The sequence below is a fragment of the Alteromonas sp. R7 genome (assembly GCF_055755235.1).
Genome location: NZ_JBVTQX010000005.1, coordinates 107,541 through 124,339 on the forward strand (window position 1 = coordinate 107,541; position 16,799 = coordinate 124,339).

General features: G+C 45.0%; 16 protein-coding genes. 12 read left to right on the forward strand and 4 right to left on the reverse strand.

Translation table 11 applies throughout. The features are described 5' to 3' along the window. Positions 1–5: 5 nt before the first annotated feature. The 4 genes from AC0J2X_RS09745 (at position 6) to AC0J2X_RS09760 (ending at position 4,908) form a co-directional block, all read left to right on the forward strand. On the forward strand, positions 6–1,988 hold the full coding sequence (locus tag AC0J2X_RS09745) for an SUMF1/EgtB/PvdO family nonheme iron enzyme (protein WP_472995997.1): 1,983 nt from the start codon (positions 6–8) through the stop codon (positions 1,986–1,988). 125 nt (positions 1,989–2,113) lie between these two features. Next, entirely contained in the window at positions 2,114–2,884 is a 771-nt protein-coding gene (locus AC0J2X_RS09750; protein WP_014977564.1) for a MotA/TolQ/ExbB proton channel family protein, read from the forward strand. A 15-nt stretch (positions 2,885–2,899) separates the two neighbouring features. Next, complete coding sequence (locus tag AC0J2X_RS09755; protein ID WP_014950958.1) at positions 2,900–3,958, forward strand: VWA domain-containing protein; 1,059 nt, start codon at positions 2,900–2,902, stop codon at positions 3,956–3,958. Continuing rightward, on the forward strand, positions 3,958–4,908 hold the full coding sequence (locus AC0J2X_RS09760; RefSeq protein ID WP_014950959.1) for a VWA domain-containing protein: 951 nt from the start codon (positions 3,958–3,960) through the stop codon (positions 4,906–4,908). The genes AC0J2X_RS09755 and AC0J2X_RS09760 overlap by 1 nt, the downstream gene beginning before the upstream one ends. Positions 4,909–4,946: 38 nt before the next feature. On the opposite strand, the gene AC0J2X_RS09765 is transcribed toward AC0J2X_RS09760, so the two are convergent. Next, complete coding sequence (locus tag AC0J2X_RS09765) at positions 4,947–6,491, reverse strand: hydroxymethylglutaryl-CoA reductase (RefSeq protein WP_039226763.1); 1,545 nt, start codon at positions 6,489–6,491, stop codon at positions 4,947–4,949. Between the two features lie 418 nt (positions 6,492–6,909). Here AC0J2X_RS09765 and AC0J2X_RS09770 point away from each other — a divergent pair, with 418 nt between their 5' ends. From AC0J2X_RS09770 to AC0J2X_RS09800, 7 genes are all read left to right on the forward strand, one after another. Next, positions 6,910–8,163: an HlyD family secretion protein gene (locus AC0J2X_RS09770; protein WP_039226767.1), complete on the forward strand. Its 1,254-nt coding sequence runs from the start codon at positions 6,910–6,912 to the stop codon at positions 8,161–8,163. Positions 8,164–8,165: 2 nt separating this feature from the next. Further along, positions 8,166–10,433 carry a peptidase domain-containing ABC transporter gene (locus AC0J2X_RS09775; RefSeq protein ID WP_472995998.1) on the forward strand — a complete coding sequence of 756 codons (2,268 nt, stop codon included), beginning with the start codon at positions 8,166–8,168 and terminating at the stop codon, positions 10,431–10,433. Then, positions 10,430–10,741 carry a helix-turn-helix domain-containing protein gene (locus tag AC0J2X_RS09780; RefSeq protein ID WP_014950963.1) on the forward strand — a complete coding sequence of 104 codons (312 nt, stop codon included), beginning with the start codon at positions 10,430–10,432 and terminating at the stop codon, positions 10,739–10,741. Before AC0J2X_RS09775 ends, AC0J2X_RS09780 begins: the two co-directional genes overlap by 4 nt. Before the next feature lie 47 nt (positions 10,742–10,788). After that, the gene (locus AC0J2X_RS09785) at positions 10,789–10,995 is read left to right on the forward strand and encodes a hypothetical protein (RefSeq protein WP_014977570.1); all 207 of its coding nucleotides are present in this window, start codon (positions 10,789–10,791) and stop codon (positions 10,993–10,995) included. Between the two features lie 110 nt (positions 10,996–11,105). Further along, entirely contained in the window at positions 11,106–12,107 is a 1,002-nt protein-coding gene (locus tag AC0J2X_RS09790; RefSeq protein WP_039226772.1) for an ATP-grasp domain-containing protein, read from the forward strand. Positions 12,108–12,238: 131 nt separating this feature from the next. Beyond that, positions 12,239–12,580: a DUF4258 domain-containing protein gene (locus AC0J2X_RS09795; RefSeq protein ID WP_061096005.1), complete on the forward strand. Its 342-nt coding sequence runs from the start codon at positions 12,239–12,241 to the stop codon at positions 12,578–12,580. A 9-nt stretch (positions 12,581–12,589) separates the two neighbouring features. Continuing rightward, entirely contained in the window at positions 12,590–13,033 is a 444-nt protein-coding gene (locus AC0J2X_RS09800; RefSeq protein WP_014950967.1) for a helix-turn-helix domain-containing protein, read from the forward strand. A 95-nt stretch (positions 13,034–13,128) separates the two neighbouring features. On the opposite strand, the gene hslU is transcribed toward AC0J2X_RS09800, so the two are convergent. Both hslU and hslV read right to left on the reverse strand, forming a co-directional pair. Next, positions 13,129–14,457: an HslU--HslV peptidase ATPase subunit gene (gene hslU / locus AC0J2X_RS09805; RefSeq protein ID WP_462558521.1), complete on the reverse strand. Its 1,329-nt coding sequence runs from the start codon at positions 14,455–14,457 to the stop codon at positions 13,129–13,131. A gap of 82 nt (positions 14,458–14,539) precedes the next feature. Beyond that, positions 14,540–15,064, reverse strand: coding sequence for an ATP-dependent protease subunit HslV (hslV, locus tag AC0J2X_RS09810; protein WP_014950969.1), 525 nt, complete (start codon positions 15,062–15,064; stop codon positions 14,540–14,542). 302 nt (positions 15,065–15,366) lie between these two features. Here hslV and AC0J2X_RS09815 point away from each other — a divergent pair, with 302 nt between their 5' ends. After that, on the forward strand, positions 15,367–15,987 hold the full coding sequence (locus AC0J2X_RS09815; protein WP_472995999.1) for a DUF1294 domain-containing protein: 621 nt from the start codon (positions 15,367–15,369) through the stop codon (positions 15,985–15,987). Here AC0J2X_RS09815 and AC0J2X_RS09820 read toward each other — a convergent pair. Further along, positions 15,984–16,724 (reverse strand): hypothetical protein, encoded by a 741-nt coding sequence (locus AC0J2X_RS09820; protein ID WP_321824896.1) that lies wholly within the window; start codon positions 16,722–16,724, stop codon positions 15,984–15,986. The genes AC0J2X_RS09815 and AC0J2X_RS09820 overlap by 4 nt on opposite strands. Positions 16,725–16,799 lie beyond the last annotated feature (75 nt).

Here is a 16,799-nt window from a genome sequence, read left to right on the forward strand (position 1 = left end):
ATCTAGTGAGCAGTATTGATGACGCCATAGCCAAAGGAAAGAAGCGAAGAAAAGGCGTTGCTATAGCTTCATTAATAGGACTGGCCGCCGTTCTCGTTGTTTATTTTGGCTGGCTGTTTCTTACCAAAGGTTATGCCTTTGCAGTTTCCCCAGAACGTGCAGCACAAAATCCGCAATTTGCTGTTTTAAGTGGTAGTGCGATGTTCATTAGTGACAAGCTTTACGTGTTTGGTAGCCATGCTGAAGTCCAGGTTTCGGCCCCAAAATATCAAGACGCCACGGTTGTTATTAACGACAACTCGCCAAGCACTATTAATGTTACGCTCGTTCCTTTACCCGCAAAAATCACTCTATCAACCTCCCCTTCGTTGAGTGAAATAACCTGGCATTTAAACGCTGAGAAAGTAGCGGTATCGAGAACCTACGTAACGGAATTAAAAAAGGGCAGCTACAGAGCAAGCGCCAGTCATCCGCATTATGAAACGGGTGAGATCCAATTTGATGCAGATATCGCGCAGGAAATTGAACAAGTTATTTCACTTTCTCCAGTTAAGGGCGCAATTAGCATAAACTCAAGCCCTTCTGGTGCCAATGTCTCCCTTGACGGTAAAGATATGGGTGTCACGCCACTTTCTATTAATATGAATGGCGGTAAGTACGAAATTGTCGTGACGAAGTCAGGGCTAGAGCCATTGGAAGACACCATTGAAGTCACTAGCCAACGCCCTAACCCGACAAGAAACTATAACCTTCAACCCCTTCAAGCACAGATAACAGTTTCGACAGACCCTCAGGGCGGCGTACTGACAGTAAATAATAAACCGACTGATACAAGATCTCGTGTGGATGCGAATACGCCACATATCGTCAAGTATGAAAAAACCGGATTTATTTCACAAAGCCAGCGGATCACGCTAGCTCCCGGCGAGAACAAAGCGCTTACGTTCAACCTTCAAGAAGAGCGAGGACAAGTGAATATAAGCGCGTCGTTAAGTGCAAAAGTTTTCATCGACGGTTCATCTAAAGGTCAAACGCCGCTTAATTTAACGCTTCAAGCTTTACCGCACACAGTAACATTCGAACGTGAAGGATATCGCAGTGTTACCAAGACTATTACACCTAGTGCAAACAAGCCGGTGAAAGTACACGCTGATATGCTTACAGAGTTTGAAGCAAGACGGCGTGAAGGTAAGCCGCTTTTTGCAAATACACTGGGTATTCAACTTTCGCTTGTTACACCCAAAGCCTTCACTATGGGCTCTCCTGCAAACGAAAAGGATCGCCAGCGCAATGAAACACAAAGAGACGTATCTTTTTCGCGTAAATTCTGGATGTCTAATCACGAGATTACTCAGGCGCAGTTCGCCGCGTTCGCAGGGAAAGGCGCTAGCAGCAAGCTACCGATCACGAGTGTTTCGTGGAGTGATGCGGTTGCGTTTACAAATTGGCTAAGCGAGAAGGAAGGTTTAACACCGTTTTATGTTGTTCAAAATGGCAGAGTAACGGGTATTGATAAAACCTCGAAAGGCTATCGTTTACCTACGGAAGCCGAGTGGGAATTCGTTGCAAAAATGAATCGCCGAGCATCACCAACAATCTTTGTTTGGGGTAATCAGTTTAGGCTTCGCGATAAGCAAGGTAACTTCGCTGATGCGTCGCTAAGTGGGAAACAGACCTTCATTTTAAAAGACTACGATGACGGATTTGTCGACAAAGCCCCTGTTGGTTCGTTCAAAGCTGAACGTGGTGGATTCTACGATTTAGATGGCAATGTGCGTGAGTGGGTCCACGATGTTTACCAGAATTCACCATCAAACCAGTCTGGTACTTTTGCCGACTACCTAGGCCCTGTTGGACAAGGTAAACACGTAGTAAAAGGCGCGTCGTTTCAAACGGGTCGGCTTAAAAATATTCGCGCAAGCGTGCGCAGCGGTGAGACTGAACCTGCTGACGATATAGGCTTTCGCATAGCGAGATACGAGAATTAATATGAAAAAGAAACTGATCATTGCTGCAGTATTGTTGGCCATTGCGGGCACCGCAAGTGCGTACTTTGTATCGTTAGATTCGCCGCAAGACTTTCCAACTAACATTTAACTATCAAGGAATGATGATGAATAAAGAGAATACGTTGTCAATGAACCCCAGCTTTCTTGTAAGTGGCGGGGTCTTTCTATTTATATTTGCCTTGGTACATTTCCTATTTGCCGGTGTCATTCGCCCCGCAGCCGAAAAAGTCATGGCAACGGCTGGCACAGCGTCCCTATCCTCTTTCTGGGTTATTCTTAAAGATATCGAGCAACAGGTTTGTATCTCGCTGATGCTGTTTTGCATTTTCCTAATGGTTTACAAACTTTGGAAGCTGCTGGATGAAGAAGAGATTTACTCACGAGACTTACTGCCTGAGCACAACAAAGATACGCCACTAAATGTAGATAAAGCGTTAGATGAGCTTTCGTCTTCATCTTATAGCGACACCCCCGCATACAGCACGTGGATAAACTGCATTAGACGCTTTAAAAACACACAGAACGTGCAGCATGCTGCCGATGCAATCCACGCTTCGGTAGAAAATATTGCTGCCCAGCTTGAAAGTGGTAATAACGTGATTCGCTACATAATCTGGGCTATTCCTTCGATTGGTTTCGTTGGCACTGTTCGCGGTATTGGCGCAGCCCTTGCGCAAGCAGACGCAGCCCTAGATGGTGATATAGCGGGAATGACGGCTTCGCTGGGCGTTGCGTTCAACTCTACGCTCGTCGCGCTTTTTATATCGCTTATACTAATGTTGTTAATGCACCTGTTAAATGGTCGCCAAGACACTATGGTAATTCGCACACAAGAGTCTTGTGAACACCACCTTCTGTCACACCTTCACAACTAATTAGGCGAGACAGTAATGCCTAAAGTGCGTAAAGCCGAAGACGGATTTAACCTGGCGTTTTTAGACGTTATGGCCTGTGGCCTTGGCGCGGTTATTCTTATTTTCATTCTGGTCGACTTTAAAGCGTTTACACCTACACCAACTGAAGAGAAAGAAAAATTAGAGCAGGAACTCGCCGCCGCAGAGCAAGAACAACAAAAACTCAAAAAGTCGATTGACGAATTAAACGATAAAATTGCCCTTGAGTCAGCGAAGCAAGACGATGCTCAGCAAGCGCAAGCAGATACAACGCAAGACCAGTCAAAACTACTGCAAGATATGTCTACTGAAATGGCAGTAGTGGCTGATCTTGAAAACCAGCTAGCCGCATTGTCTAAAGAAGTAGAAAAGTCAGCCAACATTCAAATGCAAGGTACCGGCGAACAGAATTACATCACTGGCATGAAAATAGAAGGCCCGGAAATAGGTCTGCTAATTGACAAAAGTGCGTCAATGATGGGCGATAACTTGGTGGATATTTTAGGCAAGTTAGCGTTGAGTGATAGCCAGAAGGTCTCTACGCCGAAGTGGATACGCACCAAACGGGTAGCCCAATGGATGCTCGCGCGTGTCCCTTTAGAATCAAGAGTCACCGTAGTGACTTTTTCAGACACCGCTACCACACTAGGCCTTCGTGATGTAAATAGTGCCAAAGTCAGCGGCTCGATGAACGCCATAGTTAAAGACCTCGGTGCCGTCGTCCCCAATGGAGGAACAAACCTTCAAGAAGGTTTAAGCATTTTATTTAAGGCTAACCCAAACATCACCGATGTGTATATTGTCACCGATGGCCTTCCTACCTTGGGTGACGGACTACCTATGAGCTGCAAAAGCTTCATTAGTAGTAAAAAGTCAATTTCATCAGATTGCCGTAAGACCTTATTTGTTGAAACCGTTAAGCGCGCTAAGAAAGGCGTGCATTACAATGTGATTTTGCTGCCCATTGAGGGCGATCCTTTTGCTTCACCTATGTACTGGGAATGGACCCGCGCAACAAGCGGCACTTTCCTATCACCTGCTCCGGAGTGGCCTTAATGCGAAAAATTCAACGAGCCCCCGTTGAGGTATTTAACATTGCCTTTCTCGACATAATTTCCTGTGCTTTCGGCGCCGTAGTCATGCTGGTGCTTCTGGCGAAAAACGGCACTGAAGACACCGAGCGCGGCCCTAGTAACGTAAGTGTTCTTATTGACCAGGTATTACAGGCTCAAGTTGATGTGGAAACGCTCAAAGGCGCACTGTCAGATAAGCTACAAGAACTGAAAGCAGCACAAAGCAAAACCGCTTCCGTCACGGAACAGAAAGACAATTTAGACTCATCGATACCACGCGCACAACAAACCATTAATCAACTGAAAGACAAAGCTTCGTCGCTGCGTAACGAAATACGCCAAGCAACCGCTATGTTAAATACGCCGAACCCGACAGATACCCCTGACGACGATGTTGGTGGAATTCCCACCGATGCTGAGTACGTTATTTTTGCTATCGATAACTCGGGTTCCATGTCCTCTGGCAGTGGTTGGAATCGCGTGATCACCGTCGTAAACGACATTTTAAAAAACCATCCTAAAATGAAAGGTTTTCAGATTATGTCTGCTGACGGAAGCTTTATGTTTTCCAGTAGAGCTGGGCAATGGCTAGATGACAGACAAACAATGAGAGACACCGCAATGAGCCAAATGAAGAGCTTTAAAGGAGGGGCGAGTCAGCCTGAAGCGGGGATCCTTAAAGCCATCAAGCTGTATAAAAACACCAAAGGGCGCGTGAGTCTTTACGTGTTTGGTGATGATTATCAAAGGCCGAATTTAGATCAGATTGTAAGTCAGATTACCCAAGCTAACCAAGGTGCCAATGGACAGCCTGTTATTCGTATACACGGCGTAGGCTTTAGCCGAAGTAATGGAAACGCACAGCGCTTCAGTGCATTTATGCAGGCGGTGGCGAAGCGAAACCGCGGCGCTTTCATCGGCCAATATTTTTAGTCTCAATTGGCCGATGAATCGCCTCGTTGGCCAAGGTTTTATCTGTTTCGGCCATACTGTTCGTGTGACGACACCCAGTCTGACGAACTAATGGCTGATGCTAGTGATATCTCTCCAGCCAACACCACAGACGCCACAATTTCTGCAAATTTATACACGCGATCTCGCCCGTAGCAATCCAGCAACTCTAAGCACTCGCGCTGTGTACCTATTCCTGTACCACCGCCATACGTCGCTACGATGAGCGATGGAATGGTAATAGACACGTACAGGTCACCGTCGTCTGTTAATTCTGAATACATCATTGCCGCCGACGATTCAGATACGTTTGCAACATCCTGCCCTGTGGCGATAAACATAGCAGTAATACCGTTTGGTGAATGCAGACCCGTGTTATTCACACCAGACAAGAAAGATCCTACGCCAGCTACACGGCCGTGATAATCTATCTGTTTGGGGTCTACGCGCATTACTTCTAATAGATGTTCGCGTTTAATAGTGGCTTCAGCTGTCACCCGTTTACCACGGGTACGCATAATGTTTATTTGAGAGGCCTTTTTGTCTGTAGCAAAGTTAGACTCAAGGTAGAAATTCTCTATCCCCTCATAATGATCGAGTATCCACCCGCATGCTGCGAAGGTAGCACGTCCAACCATGTTTTGACCCGCTGCGTCACCAGTCTTAAAGTTAAAACGCAAAAACGCAAATTTGTTCGATAGGAAATGGTCGATATACGTCAGCTTAGCAATACTTGAGGTCGCTTCTGCTTCTTCTTTAATCTTCTCAAAGTTTGCTTTAATCCACTTAACGAAATCTCTGGCACCCCGTGCATTTTCAAAAATAAATACAGGAGCTCGCTGCATAGCATCGTCGACGACCGTTGCCGTTACGCCACCGCTCATGTTAAGCAGCTTCATGCCTCGGTTATACGATGCCACCAGCGTACCTTCGGTTGTCGCTAACGGCACGACAAACTCCCCTTGTGCATGCTCTCCGTTTATCTTCAACGGCCCTGCAATACCGATAGGAACCTGCGCCACGCCAATAAAATGCTCAATATTCCCCTTAAGCGCTTGTGGGTCGATTGAATACTTACCTACGTGATCAATTTTCTTTCCGGTGGCGCTTTCGAAATATTCTTGGCGTGTTTTTATAATACTTTCGCCGTAGTCATCCATGTCGTCACGAGGAATAAAAGCGCTGCGTTGTCCTGGCGCAGTAATATTGTCTTCCACTTCAAATTTAAGCTTTCCAAAAGGCGAAGCAGAAAAGCAAATACCCAGTTTTCGCTTTTCTGGGCACGGCGCTTCATCAATATCTAAATGCACGGTAATGGTTTGACGCAAGCCAAAGGGCTCTCCGTCTGATTTGTTTAATGCTTCTACGGAAATACTGGAGTCGGGAGTTAACTGGAGTGAAATTTTATGCTCTGGAATTTTTTCGCCATCAAGAGATATCCACTTTACTTCTTTAATGGTTGCGTCTTTCAATCTGTTTTTCAGAGAAAAAGATAAGCCTTTATCTGTCTTCGTAAGACTTGCGCGTGTATAGAGTTGCTTTAAAAGTATGCTGGGCACAAACATGAGGCTTCCTTCTGTGTGTTCTTACCGTGTTATTTTCATATTCCTTTGTTTTTTATAGCACATTCTTTATACAGTTCTATGACTTCTTTGTATTTTACTGGCAATTATTTGTGTCTGAATCACTTCTAAATTTGAGCCAGCCGCTTTCAAAAATGCGCCAACACCAGTGAAACCGTGTGCTACTGAAATATAGACCTTAGCAGTAATTCATCAAGTTCCCAACCCACCTAAAGTGAACACCGTCACCGCAGTAATGTTGACCACAAGGTATCTGGTAGTAACAAAACGGAGGCGTCAAGGACTGTGATGCCAAGGAGAAAAAGCCTAAACGGAAGTGGCGGCCAGATACCTTTAACGTGACCCAAACAAAGTTAGATAAGCACTGCAATGTAAATACGTAAACAAAAAAGGAATGGAGATGAGAACAGGACTGTTTAGAAAGGAAGTCATTGATGAGCAATCAAATGCTGTTGATGGACGTTTTTTAATGACCCCAAAACCTGTTTATTCTGCAATAGCTGGCCTGCTTGTGGTCTGGATTTTGGCAGTGATTATTTATCTAAATACGGGAAGCTACGCACGAAAGGCATCAGTGAGTGGATGGCTGGAACCCAGTCATGGCGTTTTTAAGCTCTATGCCGATGCAAGGCGCGGCAAAGTACTTGATGTATTGGTCAGTGAAGGTCAATTAGTGAGTAAGGGCGCGCCGCTAATTAAGATCAACTACAGTAGCGATGATGCATCAGGTAATAAAGTTAGCACGCAGTTGCTCGCTGAGCTTGAAGCAAAGCAGCATCGAACACGTCAAAGTATTCAACGTCTTGATGTGTTGCATAGAGCGCAGCGACAAGGCTTAGAAGAACAACTAAGCCAAGCCAAACGGGCATTAACGGCTTTAGACGCCATCGTTGAATTGTCGCAAACCCAGTGGGCACTAGCACTAAAGCAGTGGGAGAAAGCGCAAACCTTACTTAATCAAGGGCACATTAGCCAAGCAGACTATGAAAACCATACGCTACAAAGGTTGACCGCCGAACAACAGCTTACGTTGTCCAAAAAAGACCAAAATGACGAAAAGGCGAATATCGCTGCTCTCCACCATGAACTTGCCACTTTGCCTCAACAGCAGGCCAATGAAATGGCAAACGTGGAGAACACCTTGAGCGATCTCACGCAGCAAATAGTAAGTCACAAGAGTAACGCAGAAGAAACGATTTATGCGCCTCACAATGGCGTGATATCCGGCCTTCAAGTAAAGGCGGGATATACCATCGATAGCTCTCGCCCGCTTCTTACCTTACTGCCTAAAAATGCCGACATTCAAGCGCGTATTGCAGTTCCCGTGCGGTCTGCTGGATTTTTACGCAAAGGCCAAGCCCTGCATATTCGATACGACGCATTTCCTTATCAAAAATTTGGTGTGCAGTCAGGGGAGATAGTGAACATTTCACCTTCGTTGGTGCTACCTGGTGAGCTTACCGACATCCCTATTTCTATTAGTGAACCCGCTTATCTTGTTACTGCAACGCTAAATACAAAAGAAATATTGGCTTATGGAAACAATATTTCACTGAAAGCTGGGATGACATTTTCTGCAGACGTAGATTTAAGTCAACGCACGTTGATGGAGTGGTTAATGGAACCACTGTATAGCATTACTGGGAAGCTGTAATCATGATGAACATTACACACCCACTTTCAACGCAAATCCTTTATACAAAAAAGCGTGTGCCCGTTGTACTGCAAAGCGAAGCAGCTGAGTGTGGACTTGCTTGTATGACTATGATTGCGCAGTACTATTCTGATAAACGTGATCTAAATGCTCTACGTCAGTCTGTGTCTGTGTCGCTACGAGGCACTACGTTAAAAGACGTAATGCGCATTGCCAGTGATTTGGGTTTCCAAACCCGCGCCATCAAGATAGAAATGGAGCACTTGGCGCAATTATCTTGCCCTGCAATTCTACATTGGAACATGAATCACTTTGTTGTGTTAACTAAAGTGAAGGGAAAAACCCTTACCATTCACGACCCCGCGCTTGGAGAAAGAAAACTCACTTATTCTGAGGCGTCGAAGTACATTACCGGTATTGCACTTGAGGTCACGCCTAGCGACACATTTAGTCCCAAGAAGTCCGCGCCACGTTTGGGTCTTAGTCAATTCTTCACTCGAACAACAGGGTTTAAGCGCAATCTTCTAACCCTTTTCGCGTTATCGATTGTGTTGCAGTTATTTGCACTTGCTTCACCCTATTACATGCAAACAGTCGTAGATGATGTATTGATTTACAACAACGATGCATTACTGAAAGCGCTGGCAATAGGGTTTGCCCTGCTACTAATAATAGAAACTTTTACTAGCGGGATAAGAAAGTTCGTTATTCTGTCGGTGTCGTCTCGCCTTCAGCTTCAAATGTCGGCGTCGGTATTTAAGCACTTATTATCGCTTCCCTTGGACTACTTCGACAAGCGACATATTGGCGATGTGGTATCCCGCTTTGGCTCACTGGCAAGTATTCGTGAGTTCCTAACCACCGGCCTGGTTACTGCGCTGTTAGACGGGCTCATGGCAGTGATCACACTAGCAGTAATGATTTTATATTCGCCCAAACTCACGCTTGTTGTAGTGGCGATCATGCTTGCCTACCTCGCCGTTCGTTTTGGACTGCTGCCGTTTATTAAACGTCTTACCACTGAACGCATTGCGCTTGCAGCATTAGAACAAAGTCACTTTATGGAAAGCGTACGCGCTATCCTACCTATTCGCGTATACAGCCAAGAAGTACAGCGCCACGGGCAGTGGCAAAACAAGCTTGTCGCCACGCTAAACAAAGACATTACTCTTGGAAAAATCAACATAGGCAGCGCACTGACCAATCAGCTATTGTTTGGCGCTGAAAATTTGGTCGTTGTGTATATTGGTGCCAGCCTGGTTATGGAAGGAACCCTTTCGATAGGGATGCTGCTGGCATTTATGGCGTACAAAGCTCGCTTTGTCAGCGCATTAGATGGCGTGGTTAACAAGCTGATTGAGTTGAGTATGTTAGGTGTTCACTTCAACCGCTTAAGCGACATTTTACTTACACCATCACAGCATAAGCCTCTGTCGTTAAAAGCTAAGGACGATACATTTGAAAAACAAAACGTTCATTTTAGCAATGCAGACGTTCCCAACTCATCCACGTCCAACTCACTTGCACCTAACGTTTTAACGCCTGATGGCGCAAGTACGCCCTCGCTTCTTGATGCCAAAACTCGCCCTGTAGCGCTTAAAGCGACGGCGCTCAGTTATCGCTACAGTGAAACCAATGCGTGGGTGTTTAAAAATCTAATGTTCTCGGTACATAGCGGAGAGATCGTCGCAATCACAGGCGATAGCGGCTGTGGAAAAAGCACAATGCTTAAGTGCCTGATGGGACTGTACCCTGTTTCAGAAGGCAATATCGAACACCCAAGCTCTACAAACCCAGTCATCGCGTCAGTGCTTCAGGAGGATACCTGTTTAAGCGGCACCATCGCGCAAAATATCTGTTGTTTTGAAGAAGCTCCCGACCTCAAGAAAATGGTTTACGTCGCTCAGCTTGCCTGTATCCATGAAGACATCATGCAAATGCCTATGCAATACCACTCCTTGGTCGGTGATATGGGTAGCAGCTTAAGTGGTGGTCAAAAACAGCGTCTGCTTCTTGCAAGAGCGCTTTACCAAGAGCCAGACATTTTATTTTTAGACGAAGCAAGCAGTCACCTAGATATGGAAAACGAGGCTCAGATAAATCATCACCTTAAGTCTCTAAATATGACGCGAATTATTGTGGCACATCGCCCTCAATCAATTGCCATGGCAGACAAGGTTTATCGTCTGGAAAACGGCAACTTACATCTATGCCCTCCCACTGAAGTAACAGGAAGCGCAACATCAGGTAAACACGGAGAAACACTATGAAAACACATGAAATCAGAGAACCCGCAGTATTGATGACAGCAGCTGAACGCATGCAAATAGATGCGAACGGCATTACCGCTCGGAACAGCGTTATCCCCATTGACTGTTTATCAAAACGCGAACTACAAGTTGCACACAAAATAATGGAAGGACGCTCAAATAAGGTTATTGCCTCAGAGCTATTCATCAGTGAAAGGACCGTCAAATTTCACTGCGCCAACATTTACAAAAAGCTCAACATTAGCAACCGTTCTGTGCTTATTGCCTGCTGTTTTAGAACCCTTTACCAAGAAGTGGCTTCGCTGTAAGCGTGTCCACTTCATTACTCACCACGCCACTACAAGGAGCGTACATTATGAAAAACCATCCATTAACTCAGAACCAACCAGCAAATACTAAGCTTGCTACCGTTGCTGAATCTCAGCTATTTGAGGTATCCGGCGGACTACGAGCTCGCCTAAGTGAAAGTGTGCCGGTAGTCGGTCCAACACCTAAAGAGCCCGTTTACATAACCATGGCTATTGGTGAAGGCGGCGGCAAACTACCTGATATTTTGTCGTAACTTACCGCCTATCAAAGTCAACACATGGATACGGTTTAGGCAGTATCCCATGTGTTGCTTTAAGGGATACTAGATTCTTTGAACACTTACAACGCTAGCAAGGAACGCAAATGCACGTCGCACTACTAGGCAGTGAGCAAGACCCACAAATTCAACATATAGCCAAAGCACTTCACCAAAATAACACGCCCTTTTATTTTGCCAATACGCAACATTTTGGTTCTACTTGGAAGATCAGCTATGACCCTGACTTCGATGACGGGCTAATTCATTTCAATTCGCCTTCACTTTGCGACCAACCTAGAGTCACGTTCTCGAATACCCAAGCCGCTTATTGGCATGAGTACCTACCTGGCATACCGCTAAAAGCCCCTCGTGATAATGCTAAAAACGATGCCAGTGCAGATGCTCAAACACAAGGTGATAGACCTCATGATGGTGAATCTACTTTGCTAGAAAACGCAGGGTGGGTTGAGCAAGAGCGAGCAAGTACGCTACTTTGCTGGTTCAGCTATAGCGACATTAAATGGGTGAACTCTATCGACGCTGTTCGAAGCCACCAGTGTAAACCTTATCAATCGCGTATTGCTGGCAAACTAGGAGCACATATTCCCTACACCTTTGTTGGCAATGCACCCGAGGTTGCTTCGCAGTTTTGTAACAATATGCGAGACGTTATTTACAAGCCTGTACGCGGCGGTCGAACTGCGCAGTTTGTGAATAAACAACCAAACATGCGCCCGTTACTCAATGCGCTTTTAGGTGAACGCCCTGTTACCTTTCAAAAATATATTGCAGGCGTGAATGTACGAAGCTATGTGCTTGGCAATGACGTACTCAGCGTACAAATCGACTCAAGTGAATTAGATTACAGGAATGACGACAATGCGAGCGTATCGGTGACCCTAGTCCCCAGCGACGTTAAGCAGTTAGCTATCAAAATATGCAAAGCATTAGGTATGCACTGGTGTGCTATCGACTGGCGTAAAAGTGCGAAGGGAAAATACTTTTTTCTAGAGGCCAACCCCAGCCCTTACTTCCTAAAAGTAGAGAACGATACCGGTCTAGATATAACAGAAAAATTGGTAGCACTGCTGGTAAAGACTTCGTAGTAGCAAGCAGGACGTTTAGAGGCTAATTGGGTTTCCAAAACAAATTTGCGATTGTTTAGAAGCCTTTACGCAATCATTGACAATACCCCAACAACCTATCAATATGATAGGGTGAATTTCAAAAGGCATTCATGGCTAATCACAATCCCCAAGGAATTAATGAATTCCCTCTTACAGAGGAAACTGCCAGAAAAATAATGAATGACCTCGCAGAAAACTATACTCACCGGATTCGGTGGACTAAACATGTTAAACAGCGCATGCATGAGCGAGGAATCACTACAGGTCAGGTGATCACTTTATTAAAAAGTAAGCACTCAGTATTTAGAGAGGGGCCATATCTTGATATTTCTGGAGACTGGAAATTTAATTTGAAAGGTTTAGCTGCGGGCAAAGTTATCGAACTCACTGTTGCACTTAAAAATCATCATGATAGTCCAATGTCATTTCTAATTACTGTATGGATAAGTTGAGAGGGTAAAATGTACCATTACACTGAAAGCGGGTTATCAAATGTATACCTGAAAAACGGTGTTACCGTTGAAGTTGTAGACGGTGAAGAATATACAAGCATTGACGATATGAACGGTCTTCATAGTGCGATAGCACAGACAATTGTTAATACCAACAAGCCTCTTGCTCATGATGAGTTTAAATTCTTACGTGTAGAACTAAATGTTTCTCAAAAAATGCTGGCGAATCGTTTTGGTGTTGATGAACAGACCATTGCGCGTTATGAGAAAGGTCAAACAAAAATTCCACGGACAACAGATGCAGCCTTAAGAGCCTTATACATGGAAAGCCAAGAGAAGAATAATCCCGTAAGTTACTTTCTTGATTTACTAGCAAATACCCAAGCGGAAGAAGCTGCAAAAATAATTCGTCTTGAAGAAGTCGAAGACCATTGGGAAAAAGTAGAATGGTAAAAAAGCCGACTTAACGTCGGCTTTTTAATTCTTGTTCATGTAGAAGGGTTAGTTGAACATATCAACTAACGGGAAAACTTCTACTTAGCGCTAAATTACAAGATAAAGCGCGACAGATCTTCGTTATCTACCAAGGTTTCTAGGTGGCTGTTAACGTAGTCTGCATCAATCACGAACGACTCACCGCTCTTTTCAGAGGCGTCAAACGAGATGTCTTCCATAAGGCGCTCTAGGACGGTGTGCAAACGGCGGGCACCAATATTTTCAGTGCGCTCATTCACCTGCCATGCCGCTTCGGCGATACGCTGAATACCAGAATCGTCGAAACTAATATCCACGCCTTCTGTCTTCATTAGCGCAATGTACTGGTGAGTTAATGACGCATTCGGCTCGGTAAGAATGCGCTTGAAGTCACCGACTTTAAGGGCAGATAGCTCAACGCGAATTGGAAGACGCCCCTGAAGCTCTGGAATAAGGTCAGACGGCTTGCTCATTTGGAATGCGCCCGAAGCGATAAACAAGATATGGTCAGTTTTAACCATGCCGTGTTTTGTCGATACCGTTGAACCTTCCACAAGTGGAAGCAAGTCACGCTGAACACCTTCGCGAGACACATCGGCCGACGAGTTGCCCTCACGCTTACAGATTTTGTCAATTTCGTCGATAAACACAATACCGTGCTGCTCTACCGACTCAATGGCTTTTTCTTTCAAATCTTCTTGATTCACAAGGCGTGCAGCCTCTTCTTCAATAAGTAGTTTGAACGCTTCTTTAATTTTCAGCTTCTTCTTTTTCTTTTGCGAACCCGACAAGTTCTGGAACATGCCCTGAAGCTGATTGGTCATTTCTTCCATACCTGGAGGCGCCATAATTTCTACGCCCACCTGCGGAAGTGCCACATCAATTTCAATTTCTTTGTCGTCTAAGTCGCCCTGACGAAGCTTTTTACGAAATGCTTGGCGCGTACCGCGATCTTCAACGTTTTCCTTATTACCCCATGCATCTTCTGGTGGAGGCAGCAAAACGTCTAAAATGCGCTCTTCCGCTGCTTCTTCTGCGCGGAATTTCACCTTTTTCATTTCATTTTCTTTCGTCATCTTCACCGCAATATCAGCAAGATCACGAATAATGGTCTCAACTTCTTTACCTACATAACCCACTTCAGTGAACTTAGTCGCTTCAACTTTAATGAACGGCGCGTTAGCAAGTTTTGCTAAACGGCGGGCTATTTCAGTTTTACCCACACCCGTAGGGCCAATCATCAAAATATTTTTTGGCGTAACTTCTTGGCGCAGCTCAGGTTCAAGCTGCATACGACGCCAGCGATTTCGAAGTGCAATAGATACAGCGCGCTTGGCACCTTGTTGACCAATAATATGTCGGTCTAACTCGTGAACAATTTCTCTTGGTGTCATTTCAGACATGAATAAACCCTTTTCTAACAGCGCTTGCTGTACTCAAATTCATACGAGCGACAGCAAGCCGATAACAGCACTCAGCTATTACTTAGTAATCTAGTACATCAACCGTTTGGCTATGGTTAGTGAATACGCAAATATCACCCGCTATGGTCAACGCTTTTTCGGCAATTTCTTTTGCGCTTAGCTCTGTATTTTCAAGTAGTGCAGTAGCTGCGGCTTGCGCGTAGTTACCACCAGAGCCAATCGCGATAAGATCTTGTTCTGGCTGCACCACATCACCGTTACCGGTAATAATAAACGATGCGGTTTCGTCGGCTACGGCAAGCAGTGCCTCTAGTTTGCGAAGCGCCCTGTCAGTCCGCCAATCTTTGGCGAGCTCTACTGCCGCTTTGGTCAAATGGCCTTGGTGGGCTTCAAGCTTTGCTTCAAAGCGCTCAAACAGCGTAAATGCGTCGGCCGTGCCACCAGCAAAGCCCGCTAAAATCTTGTCGTGGTATAAACGGCGCACTTTGCGCGCATTACCTTTCATTACGGTATTGCCCAGTGATACCTGTCCGTCACCGGCCATTACCACTTGATTCCCACGTCGTACAGATACAATCGTTGTCACGTTAATTCCCCGTTTAGCTGGGCGCCGCTGCGTTTTTCGTCTAGCAAAGGCAGCAGCGTTCAAATTCAATAACAAATAAGTGGGGGAAGGCTTTTTAATTTCAAGGGTAAGACAAAAGAATGTGCGCTCAGAGCTGCCTACTATATGGGCTTAGCGCATACGGTGCTTATTGAATACACCATTTATCGAGTGCATACTCTCGCCAATGGAGCCTATGGTCAGTTGAAATGATGCCTAGGTAATGAAATGCAGATAAAGTGGTAACACTGAAGACGCTACATTATGGTTTTAAAGGAGTGGTAGTGAAGTATCAGGGAAGAATTCAACAGTGGGATGATGCTAAAGGTTATGGTTTTGTAGAGCCTAACGGTGGAGGCACGCGCGCGTTTACTCATATCAAAGCGTTTAAACAACGCTCTAGGCGCCCTGTTAATGGCGACATTATTGTTTATGAAGTTGAGCAGGATAGAAATGGTAATCACCGCGCCTGCAACATCAGCTTACTCAAGGATCACAAAGCAAAACGTTTACGCGCCAATAAGCCAACCTCGCAAAGAAAACGTAATATTATCATTCTGAGTATTTTCTTCGGTGCACTTGCGTTATTTACATTGTCAGGTCGGCTACCGTTTATAGTACCTATCGTTTATGGCGCGGTAAGTTTGCTTACCATACTGTTTTACGGCATAGACAAATCGGCTGCAAAAAAGGAAAAACGGCGAGTATCAGAAGCAAAGCTGCACTTATTAAGTTTAGTGGGGGGATGGCCTGGCGCATTGCTTGCCCAACAAATTTTTAAACACAAGCGTAGTAAATCGGCATTCATGAGGGTTTATTGGGTAACGGTTTTGGTCAATCTCATTTTGCTTGGGCTAATTGCATTTGAAGTGATTAGTACGCAGGCATTCATGGTTGAAATTTAGCGAAATCTATACCCTTCAATGTCAAAACCAAAACCACTTTCGGAGCCCTTAACATACACCCATCCTTTATTTGGTAAGCGTTTGTGCTCACTTTGATTTAAGCATAATCGCCCATCTGACAAGGTACCGCTCTCTTTTAACAACAGTGAGTGTCGACAGTGTTTAGAGCCGCTGCCTTTTTCATAAGCAAATTTCAGTTCCGTTTCTTGTTTTTCAGACGCTAAGTGAAGCGTGTAGGGCAATGCCCTATCAATAAAATTCCAAGTAAAAATAAGCCCCAAAAACGGCATGGTGAAAATTGTTACTTTTCCACGCCAATCTTTCATCACAAATTGCGCTTGTCGTTTATCGATGGAAATAGACAGGTAATAAAAGGCACAATAAACAAAAGTAAATAAAACAATGGCCCATGTTGAATTATCTAGCCATGCGTTAATCACGATAAAGTTGGTGAATGCCGATACAATCAAAGCGCCAATAAGTACTAAAAAAGCGCCGTTACTGATACGTGTTATTGGATGAAGCTCAGACCACTTAGGTCGAGTAAAATGCTCATCTTGATGGGCGCTATCCGTATCATTCTCAGGTGGCAGCGTTGCCCGCTTAGCAGCGAGCTCATTTTTTGCGGCCTGATAGCGTTCTGGAAAGGCCTGCTTATCAATATTTTCCAGAACGTCCTCAAGCTCTTCTACGCTATAAGCGGCGTAATTTGGTTGTTCGGTGATGGCAATACTCATTGATACTTCCTTGTAAACGCATCCTTTCTCTACGCGCTATTTCAGCGCCGTATGCACCGCATTAAGTTTTACCTA

What these genes read in the sequence shown, in the direction of transcription:
- AC0J2X_RS09795 (WP_061096005.1), top strand. Translation starts at nt 12,239, where the DNA reads ATGGCTAATCACAATCCCCAAGGAATTAATGAATTCCCTCTTACAGAG.
- AC0J2X_RS09755 (WP_014950958.1), top strand. Translation starts at nt 2,900, where the DNA reads ATGCCTAAAGTGCGTAAAGCCGAAGACGGATTTAACCTGGCGTTTTTA.
- AC0J2X_RS09750 (WP_014977564.1), top strand. Translation starts at nt 2,114, where the DNA reads ATGAATAAAGAGAATACGTTGTCAATGAACCCCAGCTTTCTTGTAAGT.
- AC0J2X_RS09760 (WP_014950959.1), top strand. Translation starts at nt 3,958, where the DNA reads ATGCGAAAAATTCAACGAGCCCCCGTTGAGGTATTTAACATTGCCTTT.
- hslU (WP_462558521.1), bottom strand. Translation starts at nt 14,457, where the DNA reads ATGTCTGAAATGACACCAAGAGAAATTGTTCACGAGTTAGACCGACAT.
- AC0J2X_RS09790 (WP_039226772.1), top strand. Translation starts at nt 11,106, where the DNA reads ATGCACGTCGCACTACTAGGCAGTGAGCAAGACCCACAAATTCAACAT.
- AC0J2X_RS09820 (WP_321824896.1), bottom strand. Translation starts at nt 16,724, where the DNA reads ATGAGTATTGCCATCACCGAACAACCAAATTACGCCGCTTATAGCGTA.
- AC0J2X_RS09780 (WP_014950963.1), top strand. Translation starts at nt 10,430, where the DNA reads ATGAAAACACATGAAATCAGAGAACCCGCAGTATTGATGACAGCAGCT.
- AC0J2X_RS09770 (WP_039226767.1), top strand. Translation starts at nt 6,910, where the DNA reads ATGAGAACAGGACTGTTTAGAAAGGAAGTCATTGATGAGCAATCAAAT.
- AC0J2X_RS09775 (WP_472995998.1), top strand. Translation starts at nt 8,166, where the DNA reads ATGATGAACATTACACACCCACTTTCAACGCAAATCCTTTATACAAAA.
- AC0J2X_RS09785 (WP_014977570.1), top strand. Translation starts at nt 10,789, where the DNA reads ATGAAAAACCATCCATTAACTCAGAACCAACCAGCAAATACTAAGCTT.
- AC0J2X_RS09800 (WP_014950967.1), top strand. Translation starts at nt 12,590, where the DNA reads ATGTACCATTACACTGAAAGCGGGTTATCAAATGTATACCTGAAAAAC.
- AC0J2X_RS09765 (WP_039226763.1), bottom strand. Translation starts at nt 6,491, where the DNA reads ATGTTTGTGCCCAGCATACTTTTAAAGCAACTCTATACACGCGCAAGT.